The following is a 14,026-nucleotide window of genomic DNA, read 5'->3' as shown; positions in this document are numbered from 1 at the left end:
AAACGCCGTTTCCCCCAGGGGAAACGGCGTTTTTCCTTGTAACAGGGCGTGAGGATCACTCCGCCAGGCTATCGACCTTCTTCTGCGGCGACAGCAGCCCGTCGGCGCGGAACATCGCCTTGATCCCGCGCACCGCCTGGCGCAGGCGGTCGCGGTTCTCGATCAAGGCGAAACGCACATGATCGTCGCCGTAGTCGCCGAAGCCGATCCCCGGCGACACCGAGACCTTGGCGTCCTGCAACAGCTTCTTGGCGAACTCCAGTGAGCCCAGGTGCGCGTAGGGCTCGGGGATCTTCGCCCAGACGTACATCGAGGCCTTCGGGTTCTCCACCATCCAGCCGGCTTCGCGCAGTCCCTTCACCAGGACGTCGCGGCGCTGCTGGTACTGCCGGGCGATATCGCGGACGCACTGCTGGTCGCCTTCCAGAGCGGCGATGGCCGCCACCTGCTGGGGCGTGAAGGTGCCGTAGTCGTGGTAGCTCTTGATCCGCGCCAGGGCCGAGACCAGCTCGGGATTGCCGACCATGAAACCGATCCGCCAGCCGGCCATGTTGTAGCTCTTCGACAGGGTGAAGAACTCCACGGCGATATCCTTGGCGCCCGGTACCTGCATGATCGACGGCGCTTTCCAGCCGTCGTAGACGATGTCGGCATAGGCCAGGTCGTGCACGACCATCACGTCGTACTGCTTGGCCAGCGCCACCACGCGCTCGAAGAAGTCCAGCTCGACGCACTGCGCGGTAGGGTTGGAGGGGAAACCGAGAATCATCATGCGCGGCTTGGGAATCGATTCGCGGATCGCCCGTTCCAGCTCGTTGAAGAAATCGATGCCCGGCACCAGCGGCACCGAGCGCACCTGGGCGCCGGCAATCACCGCACCGTAGATGTGGATCGGATAGCTCGGGTTGGGCACGAGGATGGTGTCGCCATGGTCGAGGGTCGCCAGCATCAGGTGCGCGAGGCCTTCCTTGGAGCCGATGGTGACGATGGCTTCGCTTTCCGGGTCGATCTGCACGTCGTAGCGGTCGCGGTACCAGTGCGAGATGGCCCGGCGCAGGCGCGGGATGCCGCGCGAGGTGGAGTAGCCATGGGTGTCTTCGCGCTGGGCGACGGTGCAGAGCTTCTCGACGATATGCGGCGGGGTCGGCCCGTCGGGATTGCCCATGCTCAGGTCGATGATGTCCTCGCCACGGCGACGAGCGGCCATCTTCAGTTCGGCGGTGATATTGAAAACGTAGGGGGGAAGGCGGTCGATGCGCGCGAAACGGCGCGCAGGGCGTGATTCAGCCATGCTGTCCTCGGAGTAACGTAAGCGCCCGGAACCGTCCGAGCGACGCCGGCCGCTGCGGCGGCCTGGAAAGCGCCAGCCAGGCGCTTTCTTGTCGGCGAACATAAAGGCCGATAGGCTGCTTGTCGAGTCCCCCTCGCGTTTTTCATTCCATTTCACAGGAAAAGGCCCATGTCCCGACGCTACTGGCAACTCGATGTGTTCGCCGAGCGTCCGCTCACCGGCAACGGCCTGGCCGTATTCGACGACGCCAGCGCCCTCGATGACGCCGCCATGCAGGCCTGGACCCGCGAACTGCGCCAGTTCGAATCGATCTTCCTGCTGCCGGGCGACGACCCACGGGCCTTCCGCGCACGGATCTTCACCCTGGAGGAAGAACTGCCGTTCGCCGGCCACCCGCTGCTCGGCGCCGCCGCCCTGCTCCATCACCTGCGCGGCGGCGACAACGAACAGCACTGGACGCTGCACCTGGCCAGCAAATCGGTGGCCCTGCGCAGCGTGCGGGCAGGCAGCGGTTTCTACGCCGAGATGGACCAGGGCCGCGCCGAATTCGGCGCCACCCCGGACGCCGAGACCTGCCGCTGGTTCGCCGAAGCCTTCTCGCTATCGGCCAACGACCTGTCCGGGCATCCGCCGCGGGTGGTGAGCACCGGCCTGCCCTACCTGCTCCTGCCGGTGACCGCCGAGGCGCTGGGTCGAGCCCGTCAGGTCAACGATTTGCAAGAAGCCCTGGATAAACTCGGCGCGGCGTTTGTCTATCTGCTCGATGTCGACGGGCGCGAGGGCCGCACCTGGGACAGCCTGGGGCTGCTGGAAGACGTGGCTACCGGCAGCGCTGCCGGTCCGGTCGCCGCCTACCTGGTGGAATATGGGCTTGCCGCGTGCGGCGAACCCTTCGTCCTGCACCAGGGACGCTTCCTCGACCGGCCGAGCCGGCTCGACGTCCAGGTCGCGACAGACGGTAGCGTCAGGGTCGGCGGCCAGGTCCAACTGCTCGCCCGCGCCGAGCTGCTGACCTCGGCCTGACGGTCGGGGTGGCGCTGGCAGCGGACGACGACAACACTGAAGAAGCGAAACGTACAGGAGAACCGCCATGCTCTGGCGCAAAGGACGACGCAGTGACAACGTGATTGATGCCCGGGGCGAAGGAGGCGCGGGCGGCGGTGGCGGCATGCGCATCGGCGGCAAGGGCCTCAGCCTGGGTGGGGTGGCCATCGTGGTGGTGGTCGGCCTGCTGATGGGCCAGGACCCGATGCAGATCCTCGGGTCGCTGCTCGGCCAGATGGACAGCCCGGCGCCAGCCACCCAGCAGCAGGCCGGCGGCCGGGCCCCGGCGGCCAACGACGAGCAGAGCGAGTTCGTCCGCTCGATCCTCGGCGACACCGAGGACACCTGGGAACAGATCTTCGCCAGCGGCCAGGCACAATACCAACAGCCCAAGCTGGTGCTGTTCAGCAATGGGGTGAATTCCGCCTGCGGCTTCGCCTCGTCGGCCACCGGGCCGTTCTACTGTCCGGCCGACCGCCGGGTCTACCTCGACCTGGAGTTCTTCCGCGAGATGGAACAGCGCTTCTCCGCCGCCGGCGACTTCGCCCAGGCCTATGTGATCGCCCACGAGGTAGGCCACCACGTGCAGAACCTGATGGGCATCTCGGCCAAGATCAACGCCGCCCGCCAGCGTGGCGCGCGCATGGAGGGCGCCAACGGCCTGTCGGTACGCCAGGAACTTCAGGCAGATTGCTTCGCCGGGGTCTGGGCCAACCGTGCACAACAGCGGCTGAACTGGCTGGAGCCGGGCGACATCGAGGAAGCCCTGAACGCCGCCAACGCCATCGGCGACGATCGCCTGCAACGCCAGGGTCGCGGCATGGTGGTGCCGGATTCCTTCACCCATGGCTCCTCGGCACAACGCATGCGCTGGTTCAAGACCGGCTTCGAGAGTGGATCGCCGGCCAGTTGCGATACCTTCAAGGCCCAGACACTCTGAGCCTCGCCGCCAGCCGGACGCTTAGCGCCCCGGCTGGCTTCCCAGTGCGTTCAACTGATCGGCCAGCTCCCTGGCCTCGTAGGCCGAAGCCAACCCGTCGAGATAGACCTTGCCGTTGCGGATCGGCTCGCGCACCCGCGGCGCCAGGCGCAGGCGCCCGTCCACCAGTACCGCGAGAGTGCGCCCCCGGGCCTCGCCGGTCAGCGCCGCCAAGCGGCGGGCGGCCGGTTCGGTGAAGGTGACTTCGACGCCGGGTCGACCGTTCTGGTCGTACAGGACCTCGGCGCGGAGTACGTCAGCCTGGGTCAGGCTGGGCTTCAGCGCCACCAGCATGGCCTTGCCCTGCGGGTCGGCCAGGGTGCGGAACGCCGCGGAAGGCGTGCTGGCGGTGGCATAGACCCCGAAGCTGTGCTGCGGGATCGGCAGCGGATCGCTGGCGCAGGCGGCCAGCAGCAGCGCCAGGCCCAGCGGAAGGAATGCGAGTTTCGAGCGTTTCATGATGAGGTACTGCAGAAAACCTGGGCGGAGCGTCCGTCCGGACGCCAACGCCTATGTTAACGCCGCCCGCGCCGGGCGGGCGAGCGGCCCCTTCCGCGAGGCGACGATCGACTAGACTGGCGGAAATTCACCCCTCTCCCGCGAACTGGTATGATGCGCGCCTTTTCGAGCCGTATGAACCCCACGCAGGCCGCCGCGAGGCCCCTGGCGTGCGTGGGTCGTTTCATGCGGCTCGCGCATTTTCGGGACTCAGCCGTCTGCCGGGATCGTTCGCGATACCGCGCCGACGAGACAGCGATGCAACGCCCGCCACGCGGAAATTCGGTTTTCCCTGGTCGGCGGCCGGCTCCGCGGCCGGCCACTTCTGCTGGCGCCATGGGGATCGTTGCAGAGCACATTCAGGGGAATCCAACATGCTGGAAAAGCTGTTTCAACTAAAGGCGCACAACACCACGGTGCGTACCGAGATCCTGGCGGGGATCACCACCTTCCTGACCATGGCCTACATCCTCTTCGTCAACCCGAGCATCCTCGGCGAGACCGGCATGGACAAGGGCGCGGTGTTCGTCGCCACCTGCCTGGCGGCGGCCATCGGCTCGACCATCATGGGCCTGATCGCCAACTACCCGATCGCCCTGGCCCCCGGCATGGGCCTCAACGCCTTCTTCACCTACACCGTGGTGCTGCACATGGGCCACAGTTGGCAGGTCGCGCTGGGCGCAGTGTTCATTTCCGCCACCATGTTCTTCCTGCTGTCGATCTTCCGCATCCGCGAATGGATCATCAACAGCATCCCCCTGCCGCTGCGCTCGGCGATCGCCGCCGGTATCGGCCTGTTCCTCGCACTGATCGCCCTGCAGAACGCGGGCATCGTGGTGGACAACCCGGCAACCCTGATCGGCATGGGCGACCTGACCAAGCCGGCGCCTATCCTCGCCACCCTCGGCTTCATCCTGATCGTCGCCCTGGAGGCGCGTAGCGTCACCGGCGCGGTGCTGATCGGTATCCTGGTGGTCACCGCCATCGCCATCCTGCTCGGCGTGACCCAGTTCGGCGGCGTGGTCTCGATGCCGCCGTCGCTGGCACCGACCTTCCTCCAGCTGGACATCAAGGGCGCGCTGGACATCGGCCTGGTCAGCGTGATCTTCGCCTTCCTCTTCGTCGACCTGTTCGACAACTCCGGTACCCTGATCGGCGTCGCCAAGCGCGCCGGACTGATGGGCAAGGACGGCCACATGCCGAAGATGGGCCGCGCGCTGATCGCCGACAGTACCGCCGCCATGGGCGGCTCGCTGCTGGGCACCTCGACCACCACCAGCTACATCGAGTCCGCCGCGGGCGTCAGTGCCGGCGGCCGCACCGGCCTGACCGCCATCGTCGTCGCCATCCTGTTCCTCCTCGCGCTGTTCTTCGCTCCGCTGGCCGGCAGCGTACCGGCCTTCGCCACCGCCCCGGCGCTGCTCTTCGTCGCCGTGCTGATGGCCTCGGGCCTGGCAGAGATCGACTGGGAAGACATCACCGTCGCCGCGCCGGTGGTCGTCACCGCGCTGGCCATGCCGTTCACCTATTCGATCGCCACCGGCATCGCCTTCGGCTTCATTTCCTGGACCGCGATCAAGGTGCTGTCCGGGCGCTGGCGCGAACTGAACCCGGCGCTGGTGATCCTCTCCATCCTGTTCGTGATCAAGCTGGGCTTCTTCAACGCATGAGCCGTCCACAGTTCGACCCCAGCGCCTACGCCGCGCAACTGGAAGACAAGAAGTCCCGCCTCGCCGGATTGCTGGCCCCGTTCGCGGCACCCGCGCCGGAGGTCTTCGAGTCACCGCGCGAGCATTACCGGCTGCGTGCCGAATTTCGTCTGTGGCGGGAAACCGGCAGCGAGAAGCGTCACTACGCGATGTTCGAGCAGGGCGACAAGCACACGCCGATCCTGATCGAGGATTTCCCCATCGCCAGCCGCCGCATCAACGAACTGATGCCGCGCCTGAAGGCGGCCTGGGCCGACCCGGCGCTGGGCTTTAAGCTGTTCCAGGTGGAGTTTCTCACCACCCTGGCCGGCGACGCGCTGATCACCCTCTGCTACCACCGGCCGATCGACGACGCCTGGCGACAGGCAGCGGAAAAGCTCGCGGCGGAACTGGGCGTGAACCTGGTCGGGCGTTCGCGCGGCAAGCGCATCGTCGTCGGACGCGACTATGTGGAGGAGGAACTGTCGGTCGCCGGCCGGCGCTTCAACTATCGCCAGCCCGAGGGGGCTTTCACCCAGCCCAACGGCGAGGTCAACCAGAAGATGCTCGGCTGGGCCTACGAGGCGCTCGGCCAGCGCGACGACGACCTGCTCGAACTGTACTGCGGCAACGGCAACTTCACCCTGCCCCTGGCCACCCGGGTACGCAAGGTGCTGGCCACCGAGATCAGCAAGTCCTCGGTCAATGCGGCGCTGGCCAACCTGGCCGACAACGCGGTGGACAACGTCAGCCTGGTGCGCCTGTCGGCCGAAGAGCTGACCCAGGCGCTGAACGAGGTTCGCCCGTTCCGCCGCCTGGCCGACATCGACCTGAAGAGCTACGCCTTCGGCAGTGTCTTCGTCGATCCGCCACGAGCCGGCATGGATCCGGACACCTGCGAGCTGGCCCGGCGCTTCGAGCGCATCCTGTACATTTCGTGCAACCCGGAAACCCTGGCGCAGAACATCGCCCAACTGCACGACACGCACCGGATCAGCCGCTGCGCGCTGTTCGACCAGTTCCCCTACACCCACCACATGGAAAGCGGCGTCCTGCTCGAACGCCGCTGAGCGAGTGGCCGCGCCCCACGGCGCGGCCGTGCCTCAGAGTCGCACCGGGAGGCGCCGCGCCAGGTGCAATCCCTCCGTCGTCACCTCGGCGCCATAGGCCAGCACCTCGACGCCGGCTTGCGCCGCCTCGCGCAACGCCTTGCCATAGACTGGATCGATCTCGTCGGCGGGGCGCACCGCCTCGACCCCGGAAAGGTTCACGCAGTACAACTGCACCGCGCGGATCCCCTCCCGCGCCAGCGCCGCCAGTTCGCGCAGGTGCTTGGCGCCACGCAGCGTCACCGCGTCGGGAAAGGCCGCCACGGCGGTTTCGTCGAAGCCCAGGGTGACGCTCTTCACCTCGATGAACAGTGCGCCCGTGGGGTATTCCAGGCGAAAGTCGGCGCGACTGTTCTCCACGCCGTAGGCCACTTCCCGGCGCAGAGCGGTGAAGCCGGCAAGCTCCGCGATATCTCCGGCCAGCAGTGCCTCCTCTACCAGGCGGTTGGCCCGCGCCGTGTTGACGCAGGCCAGGCGGCCCTGCGGGGTCTCGCTCAGTTCCCAGGTCCCCGGCAGCTTGCGCTTGGGGTCGTTGGAGCGGCTGAACCAGACCCGGCAGCCTTCGCTCATGCAATTGAGCATCGAACCGGTATTCGGACAGTGGATGGTCAGGCGCTCGCCACCGGCGCTCTCGATATCGGCGAGGAAGCGCTTGTAGCGACGCAGCAGGCGGCCTTCTTCCAGTGGCTGCTCGAAACGCATCAGGGCCGCCAGTTCTTCAGGCCGCGGGCGATCCGCTCCACCGCTTCCTGCAGGCGCGGCAGGTTCTGGGTATAGGCGAAACGCACGTGGTGGCCGGCCTGGTGGCGGCCGAAATCCAGCCCCGGAGTGAAGGCCACGTGCTCGGTCTCGATGAAGTGCTTGCAGAAGGCGTAGGCATCGCCGCCGAACGCGCTGATATCGGCGTAGAGATAGAAGGCGCCTTCCGGCTCCACGGCGATTCCGAAACCCAGCTCGCGCAGGACCGGCAGGAGGAAGTCGCGACGGCGGGCGAACTCTTCGCGACGCTCTTCGAGAATGGCGATGGTGGTCGGCTCGAAACAGGCCAGCGCGGCCTGCTGGGCCATGCTCGGCGCGCTGATGTAGAGGTTCTGCGCCAGCTTCTCCAGTTCAGGCACCGCCGCTGTCGGCGCCACCAGCCAGCCCAGGCGCCAGCCGGTCATGCCGAAATACTTGGAAAAACTATTCAGGACGAAAGCGTCGTCGTCGACTTCCAGCACCGAGGCGGCGTCCACGCCATAGGTCAGGCCGTGATAGATCTCGTCCACCACCAGGTGCCCGCCGCGGGCCTTCAAGGCGCCCGACAGGCCGGCCAGTTCGTCGCGATCGAGCAGGGTCCCGGTCGGATTCGCCGGCGTCGCCACCAGAGCGCCTACACTGTCTGAATCCCAGTGCCGCTCGATGAGATCCGGTGTCAGTTGGTAACGGCTGTCCGGCCCCACCGGCACCAGTTGCGCGGCGCCTTCCACCAGGCGCAGGAAATGCCTGTTGCACGGGTAGCCCGGGTCGGCGAGCAACCAGTGGCGGCCGGGGTCGACCAGCAAGCTGCTGGCCAGCAGCAGGGCGCCGGAACCGCCCGGAGTGACCAGCACGCGCTGCGGGTCGAGGTCGACCCCGTAGCGTTCGCCGTAGAATTTCGCGATCGCCTCGCGCAGCGCCGGCAGGCCGCGGGCGGCGGTGTAGCGGGTATGCCCGGCGGCCAGGGCGGCGCGCCCGGCCTCGACGATCGGCTCGGCCGTGGTGAAGTCCGGCTCGCCGATCTCCAGGTGGATCACATCGTGGCCGGCGGCCTGCAACTCGTTGGCCCGCGCCAGCAGGGCCATGACATGGAAAGGCTCGATGGCCCGACTGCGCGCGCTATAGGAGGTAGCCATGGATATTCCGAACTTTGCGAGGAAAAACCGATTCTAACCAAGCCATTACGCGGGCGACACCAGCCTCGACAACCGGGAGTAGCGCCAAGGTTATCGTTCTGGTAAGTTCGCCCGCTTGCGACCGCGGGGCCGGAGAGCCGGCGAGGGAACCCTGCCGCGGACAGGATTAGCGAAAGTGAGAGGCGGCCATTCATGTCCACCAAAGCAAAACAACAGAGCAGCCAGCAGATGACCCGCGGCTTCGAACCCTATCAGGAAACCAAGGGCGAGGAGTACATGAGCGAGCGCATGCGCGCGCACTTCACCGCGATCCTGAACAAATGGAAACAGGAGCTGATGGAAGAGGTCGACCGTACCGTGCATCACATGCAGGACGAAGCGGCCAACTTCCCCGATCCGGCCGACCGCGCCAGCCAGGAAGAAGAATTCAGCCTGGAACTGCGCGCCCGCGACCGCGAGCGCAAGCTGATCAAGAAGATCGACGAGACCCTGCAACTGATCGAAGACGAAGAGTACGGCTGGTGCGACTCCTGCGGCGTCGAGATCGGCATCCGTCGCCTGGAGGCGCGCCCCACCGCGACCCTCTGCATCGACTGCAAGACCCTCGCGGAAATCCGCGAGAAGCAACTCGGCTCCTGAGCCGGACCGACGGGGCGCCAAGGCGCCCCGTTTCGTTTCCGCCGTTCCCCGCCGCACCGCCCGCGCCATGACCTCTTCCTATGTAGGCCGCTTCGCCCCTACGCCCAGCGGCTACCTGCACTTCGGTTCCCTGGTGGCGGCCGTCGCCTCCTACCTGGACGCGCGTGCCGTCGGCGGCCGCTGGCTGGTGCGCATGGAAGACCTCGACCCGCCCCGCGAAGTCCCGGGCGCCCAGCAGGCGATCCTGGAAACCCTGGAGCGCTACGGCTTCGAATGGGACGGCGCGGTGGAGCGGCAGAGCGAACGCTTCCCGGCCTACGCCGCAGTGGTCGAACAACTGCTGCGCAGCGGCCTGGCCTACGCCTGCACTTGCTCGCGCAAGCAGCTTGAGGGATTCGCCGGGATCTACCCGGGCTTCTGCCGCGACGCCGGGCACGCCCGCGAGGACGCGGCGGTCCGCCTGCGCGTGCCGGAGCTGGAATATCGCTTCGTCGACCGCGTGCAGGGCGAAGTCCGCCAGCATCTCGGCCGCGAGGTCGGCGATTTCGTCATCCAGCGCCGCGACGGTCTCTACGCCTACCAACTGGCGGTGGTGCTGGACGACGCCTGGCAGGGCATCACCGACATCGTCCGCGGCGCCGACTTGCTCGACTCGACCCCGCGCCAGCTTTACCTCCAGGAACTGCTGGGGCTGAGCCAGCCGCGCTACCTGCACGTGCCGCTGATCGTCCAGCCGGACGGACACAAGCTCGGCAAGTCCTACCGCTCCCCGCCACTGCCCGCCGAGCAGGCCGCCGCGCCGCTGACCCGTGCCCTGCGCGCGCTCGGCCAGCGGCCGCCGGCCGAACTGGCCCAGGCCAGCGCCAGCGAGGCGCTGGCCTGGGGCGTCGCGCACTGGGACGCCACGCGCATCCCGCGCTGCGCTACCCTTCCCGAGGAACGCCTGTAGCCCGCCCGGCGGCTTGCCGGCACCCACCCGCAGCCTGTAGCCTGCCGGCCCAAGCATGAGGGAAGCGGCATGTACATCTACCGACTGGTCCTGCTCCTGGTCGTGGGCATCTATCTCTTTTCCCCCGCCATCATGGACTGGTGGATCGACCCCAACGGCGCCTGGTACCGCCCGTACCTGCTGTGGCTGATCCTCATCGTGGTCACTTTCATCCTGCAGAGCCAGCGCGATGCTGACGAGCTTTAGCCTGACCCAGCTGATCCTGATCAGCGTCGCCTACCTCTCCACCCTGTTCGGCATCGCCTGGATCACCGAACGCGGCTACGTGCCGCGCCGGCTGGTACGCCATCCGCTGGTCTACACCCTGTCGCTGGGTGTCTACGCCAGTGCCTGGGCGTTCTACGGCACGGTAGGCCTGGCCTACCAGTACGGTTACGGGTTCCTCGCCATCTACCTGGGGATTTCCGGGGCCTTCCTGCTCGCCCCGGTGCTGCTCTATCCGATCCTGCGGGTGACACGCGCCTACCAGCTGTCCTCGCTGGCCGACCTCTTCGCCTTCCGTTTCCGCAGTACCTGGGCCGGCGCCCTGACCACGCTGTTCATGCTGATCGGCGTGCTGCCGATGCTGGCCCTGCAGATCCAGGCGGTCACCGACTCGATCGGCATCCTCACCCGCGACCCGGCCCAGGAGCGGGTCGCGTTCGTCTTCTGCACCTTGATCACCCTGTTCGCGATCCTCTTCGGCGCTCGCCACATCGCCACCCGCGAACGCCACGAGGGACTGGTGTTCGCCATCGCCTTCGAGTCGCTGGTCAAGCTGGTGATGCTCGGCAGTATCGGCCTCTACGCCCTGTACGGCGTCTTCGGCGGGCCGGAAGGCCTGGAAGTCTGGCTGCTGCAGAACCAGACCGCGCTGACCACCCTGCACACGCCGCTGGCCGAGGGTCCATGGCGAACGCTGTTGCTGGTGTTCTTCGCCGCGGCCATCGTGATGCCGCACATGTTCCACATGATCTTCACCGAGAACCTCAACCCGCGCGCGCTGATTTCCGCCAGTTGGGGCCTGCCGCTGTTCCTGCTGCTGATGAGCCTGGCGGTACCGCCGATCCTCTGGGCCGGGCTGCGCCTCGGCGCCTCGACCACACCGGAGTACTACACCATCGGCCTCGGCCTGGCGGTGGACAGCCCGGCCCTGGCCCTGGCCGCCTTCATCGGCGGCATCTCCGCCGCCAGCGGGCTGACTATCGTGATGACCCTGGCGCTCTCGGGAATGGTCCTCAACCACCTGGTGCTGCCGCTCTACCAGCCGCCGGCGCAGGGCAACATCTACCGCTGGCTGAAATGGACCCGGCGCCTGCTGATCGTCGCCATCATCATGGCCAGCTACGCCTTCTACCTGCTGCTGGGCGCCGAACAGGACCTTTCCAACCTGGGCATAGTGTCCTTCGTCGCCACCCTGCAATTCCTCCCCGGCGCCCTCTCGGTGCTGTACTGGCCGACCGCCAACCGCCGCGGCTTCATCTCCGGGCTGATCGCCGGCATGCTGGTCTGGGCGATCACCATGCTGCTGCCCCTGATGGGGAACGTACAGGGCCTGTACCTGCCGCTGTTCGACGTGATCTACGTGCTGGACGACTCCAACTGGCACCTGGCGGCGCTGTCCTCGCTGGCGGCCAACGTGCTGGTATTCACCCTTGTCTCGCTGTTCACCGAGGCCAGCGACGAGGAAAAAGGCGCCGCCGAGGCCTGCGCGGTGGACAACGTACGCCGTCCGCAACGCCGCGAGCTGTTCGCCGGCTCGCCGCAGGAGTTCGCCAGCCAGTTGGCCAAGCCGCTGGGCGCCAAGACCGCGCAGAAGGAGGTCGAGCAGGCCCTGCGCGATCTCCACCTGCCCTTCGACGAACGTCGCCCCTATGCCCTGCGTCGCCTGCGCGACCGCATCGAGGCGAACCTTTCCGGGCTGATGGGACCCAGTGTCGCCCAGGACATCGTGGAGACCTTCCTTCCCTACAAGACCAGCGAAGAAAGCTACGTCACCGAGGACATCCACTTCATCGAGAGCCGCCTGGAGGACTATCACTCCCGGTTGACCGGCCTGGCTGCCGAACTCGACACCCTGCGCCGCTATCACCGGCAGACCCTGCAGGACCTGCCGATGGGCGTCTGCTCGCTGGCCAAGGACCAGGAAGTGCTGATGTGGAACCGCGCCATCGAGGAACTCACCGGGGTCGGCGCGCAGAAGGTCGTCGGTTCGCGCCTGTCGGCCTTGCCCGAACCCTGGAAGGGCCTGCTGGAACGTTTCATCGACGCTCCCGACGAGCACCTGCACAAGCAGCGCCTGGTCTACGACGGCCACACCCGCTGGCTGAACCTGCACAAGGCGGCCATCGAGGAACCCCTGGCGCCGGGCAACAGCGGCCTGGTGCTACTGGTGGAAGACCTCACCGAAACCCAACTGCTGGAAGACAAGCTGGTGCACTCCGAGCGCCTGGCTTCCATCGGCCGCCTTGCCGCCGGGGTTGCCCACGAGATCGGCAATCCGATCACCGGCATCGCCTGCCTGGCGCAGAACCTGCGCGAGGAACGCGAAGGCGACGGCGAGCTGACCGAGATCAGCGAGCAGATCCTCGACCAGACCAAGCGCGTATCGCGCATCGTCCAGTCGTTGATGAGCTTCGCCCACTCCGGCAGCCACCTGCAGGCCCTGGAACCGGTGTGCCTGAGCGAAGTCGCCCAGGAGGCCATCGGACTGCTGTCGCTGAACCGGCGTAGCGTCGAAGTAGAGTTCTTCAATCTCTGCGATCCGGCGCACTGGGTCGAGGGCGACTCGCAGCGCCTGGCCCAGGTGCTGATCAACCTGCTCTCCAATGCTCGCGACGCCAGCCCGCCGGGCGGCGCGATCCGGGTCCGCAGCGAAGCCTCGGAACATACCGTGGACCTGGTCGTCGAGGACGAGGGCAGCGGCATTCCGAAGGCGATCATGGACCAGTTGTTCGAACCGTTCTTCACCACCAAGGACCCCGGCAAGGGGACCGGGCTCGGCCTCGCACTGGTCTATTCGATCGTGGAAGAGCATTATGGACAGATAACCATCGAGAGCCCGACGGATCACCAGCGAGAAGGCGGCACCCGCTTCCGCGTGACCCTGCCGCGGCACCCTGGCCCGACGGCCGAGCTGTAGACGAGCACGTCGAGAGAGCTGAATACATGGCACATATTCTGATCGTCGAAGACGAAACCATTATCCGATCTGCATTGCGACGCCTGCTGGAACGCAACCAGTACCAGGTCAGCGAAGCCGGCTCGGTGCAGGAAGCCCAGGAGCGTTACACCATCCCCTCCTTCGACATGGTGGTCAGCGACCTGCGCCTGCCGGGCGCCCCCGGCACCGAACTGATCAAGCTCGCCGAAGGCATTCCGGTGCTGATCATGACCAGCTACGCCAGCCTGCGTTCGGCGGTGGATTCGATGAAGATGGGCGCGGTGGACTACATCGCCAAGCCTTTCGACCACGACGAAATGCTCCAGGCCGTGGCGCGCATCCTCAAGGACCGCCAGGAGAACCGCAGCGCGGCCCCGGTCTCCGCCAACGGCGGCAAGGCCGGCGGCGAGCGCGGCGCCAGCCCGGCGGCAGCCGACGGCGAGATAGGCATCATCGGCTCCTGTGCGCCGATGCAAGAGCTGTACAGCAAGATTCGCAAGGTCGCGCCGACCGACTCCACGGTACTGATCCAGGGCGAATCCGGCACCGGCAAGGAACTGGTCGCCCGCGCCCTGCACAACCTGTCGAAGCGCGCCAAGGCGCCGCTGATCTCGGTGAACTGTGCGGCGATTCCGGAAACCCTGATCGAATCCGAGCTGTTCGGCCACGAAAAAGGCGCCTTCACCGGTGCCAGCGCCGGGCGCGCCGGGCTGGTCGAAGCGGCCGACGGCGGCACCCTGTTCCTCGACGAGA

12 protein-coding genes and 1 pseudogene are annotated in these 14,026 nt (G+C 66.9%); 9 read left to right on the top strand and 4 right to left on the bottom strand.

The annotated features are described in order from the left end of the window. Window positions 1-55: 55 nt before the first annotated feature. Window positions 56-1,291, bottom strand: coding sequence for an alanine transaminase (gene alaC / locus HMPREF2886_RS15755; RefSeq protein WP_070747792.1), 1,236 nt, complete (start codon window positions 1,289-1,291; stop codon window positions 56-58). 168 nt (window positions 1,292-1,459) lie between these two features. Between alaC and HMPREF2886_RS15750 the strand changes: the two genes are divergently transcribed. Together HMPREF2886_RS15750 and HMPREF2886_RS15745 are read left to right on the top strand one after the other, a co-directional pair. Beyond that, window positions 1,460-2,314 carry a PhzF family phenazine biosynthesis protein gene (locus HMPREF2886_RS15750; RefSeq protein WP_033973768.1) on the top strand — a complete coding sequence of 285 codons (855 nt, stop codon included), beginning with the start codon at window positions 1,460-1,462 and terminating at the stop codon, window positions 2,312-2,314. Between the two features lie 67 nt (window positions 2,315-2,381). Further along, window positions 2,382-3,275, top strand: a complete 894-nt coding sequence (locus HMPREF2886_RS15745; RefSeq protein WP_003095112.1) for a KPN_02809 family neutral zinc metallopeptidase — start codon at window positions 2,382-2,384, stop codon at window positions 3,273-3,275. A gap of 21 nt (window positions 3,276-3,296) precedes the next feature. Here the strand turns inward: HMPREF2886_RS15745 and HMPREF2886_RS15740 are convergent, their stop codons facing one another. Further along, complete coding sequence (locus HMPREF2886_RS15740) at window positions 3,297-3,773, bottom strand: SecDF P1 head subdomain-containing protein (RefSeq protein WP_009314236.1); 477 nt, start codon at window positions 3,771-3,773, stop codon at window positions 3,297-3,299. Window positions 3,774-4,186: 413 nt separating this feature from the next. On the opposite strand from HMPREF2886_RS15740, the gene HMPREF2886_RS15735 reads away from it, so the two are divergent. Further along, complete coding sequence (locus tag HMPREF2886_RS15735) at window positions 4,187-5,482, top strand: NCS2 family permease (protein ID WP_003148531.1); 1,296 nt, start codon at window positions 4,187-4,189, stop codon at window positions 5,480-5,482. Further along, window positions 5,479-6,570, top strand: a complete 1,092-nt coding sequence (gene trmA / locus HMPREF2886_RS15730; protein WP_033977175.1) for a tRNA (uridine(54)-C5)-methyltransferase TrmA — start codon at window positions 5,479-5,481, stop codon at window positions 6,568-6,570. Before HMPREF2886_RS15735 ends, trmA begins: the two co-directional genes overlap by 4 nt. A 33-nt stretch (window positions 6,571-6,603) precedes the next feature. Here trmA and sfsA read toward each other — a convergent pair whose 3' ends face one another. Together sfsA and HMPREF2886_RS15720 are read right to left on the bottom strand one after the other, a co-directional pair. Continuing rightward, window positions 6,604-7,311, bottom strand: a complete 708-nt coding sequence (gene sfsA, locus HMPREF2886_RS15725) for a DNA/RNA nuclease SfsA (RefSeq protein ID WP_033973760.1) — start codon at window positions 7,309-7,311, stop codon at window positions 6,604-6,606. Beyond that, a complete protein-coding gene (locus tag HMPREF2886_RS15720) occupies window positions 7,311-8,483 on the bottom strand; it encodes a pyridoxal phosphate-dependent aminotransferase (protein WP_042169359.1) in 1,173 nt (390 codons plus the stop codon). Before HMPREF2886_RS15720 ends, sfsA begins: the two co-directional genes overlap by 1 nt. A 192-nt stretch (window positions 8,484-8,675) precedes the next feature. Here HMPREF2886_RS15720 and dksA point away from each other — a divergent pair, with 192 nt between their 5' ends. The 5 genes and pseudogenes from dksA to cbrB form a co-directional block, all read left to right on the top strand. Beyond that, on the top strand, window positions 8,676-9,122 hold the full coding sequence (gene dksA / locus HMPREF2886_RS15715; RefSeq protein ID WP_003095122.1) for an RNA polymerase-binding protein DksA: 447 nt from the start codon (window positions 8,676-8,678) through the stop codon (window positions 9,120-9,122). Window positions 9,123-9,189: 67 nt separating this feature from the next. Further along, window positions 9,190-10,071 (top strand): tRNA glutamyl-Q(34) synthetase GluQRS, encoded by an 882-nt coding sequence (gene gluQRS, locus HMPREF2886_RS15710; RefSeq protein ID WP_033973758.1) that lies wholly within the window; start codon window positions 9,190-9,192, stop codon window positions 10,069-10,071. 69 nt (window positions 10,072-10,140) lie between these two features. Continuing rightward, window positions 10,141-10,317 (top strand): hypothetical protein, encoded by a 177-nt coding sequence (locus HMPREF2886_RS15705; protein ID WP_003095129.1) that lies wholly within the window; start codon window positions 10,141-10,143, stop codon window positions 10,315-10,317. After that, window positions 10,301-13,252, top strand: coding sequence for a two-component system sensor histidine kinase CbrA (gene cbrA / locus HMPREF2886_RS15700; RefSeq protein ID WP_033973756.1), 2,952 nt, complete (start codon window positions 10,301-10,303; stop codon window positions 13,250-13,252). Before HMPREF2886_RS15705 ends, cbrA begins: the two co-directional genes overlap by 17 nt. Before the next feature lie 26 nt (window positions 13,253-13,278). Continuing rightward, window positions 13,279-14,026: pseudogene (cbrB, locus tag HMPREF2886_RS15695) on the top strand (two-component system response regulator CbrB); the annotation flags it as partial.

This window comes from Pseudomonas sp. HMSC066A08 (assembly GCF_001813025.1).
GTDB classification, from domain to species: Bacteria; Pseudomonadota; Gammaproteobacteria; order Pseudomonadales; family Pseudomonadaceae; genus Pseudomonas; species Pseudomonas aeruginosa.
Note: the sequence above shows the minus strand (reverse complement) of the source record. Positions and strands in the feature narration are given on the sequence as shown.

What these genes read in the sequence shown, in the direction of transcription:
- sfsA (WP_033973760.1), bottom strand. Translation starts at nt 7,311, where the DNA reads ATGCGTTTCGAGCAGCCACTGGAAGAAGGCCGCCTGCTGCGTCGCTAC.
- HMPREF2886_RS15745 (WP_003095112.1), top strand. Translation starts at nt 2,382, where the DNA reads ATGCTCTGGCGCAAAGGACGACGCAGTGACAACGTGATTGATGCCCGG.
- dksA (WP_003095122.1), top strand. Translation starts at nt 8,676, where the DNA reads ATGTCCACCAAAGCAAAACAACAGAGCAGCCAGCAGATGACCCGCGGC.
- HMPREF2886_RS15720 (WP_042169359.1), bottom strand. Translation starts at nt 8,483, where the DNA reads ATGGCTACCTCCTATAGCGCGCGCAGTCGGGCCATCGAGCCTTTCCAT.
- HMPREF2886_RS15705 (WP_003095129.1), top strand. Translation starts at nt 10,141, where the DNA reads ATGTACATCTACCGACTGGTCCTGCTCCTGGTCGTGGGCATCTATCTC.
- gluQRS (WP_033973758.1), top strand. Translation starts at nt 9,190, where the DNA reads ATGACCTCTTCCTATGTAGGCCGCTTCGCCCCTACGCCCAGCGGCTAC.
- trmA (WP_033977175.1), top strand. Translation starts at nt 5,479, where the DNA reads ATGAGCCGTCCACAGTTCGACCCCAGCGCCTACGCCGCGCAACTGGAA.
- HMPREF2886_RS15750 (WP_033973768.1), top strand. Translation starts at nt 1,460, where the DNA reads ATGTCCCGACGCTACTGGCAACTCGATGTGTTCGCCGAGCGTCCGCTC.
- HMPREF2886_RS15740 (WP_009314236.1), bottom strand. Translation starts at nt 3,773, where the DNA reads ATGAAACGCTCGAAACTCGCATTCCTTCCGCTGGGCCTGGCGCTGCTG.
- cbrA (WP_033973756.1), top strand. Translation starts at nt 10,301, where the DNA reads ATGCTGACGAGCTTTAGCCTGACCCAGCTGATCCTGATCAGCGTCGCC.
- alaC (WP_070747792.1), bottom strand. Translation starts at nt 1,291, where the DNA reads ATGGCTGAATCACGCCCTGCGCGCCGTTTCGCGCGCATCGACCGCCTT.
- HMPREF2886_RS15735 (WP_003148531.1), top strand. Translation starts at nt 4,187, where the DNA reads ATGCTGGAAAAGCTGTTTCAACTAAAGGCGCACAACACCACGGTGCGT.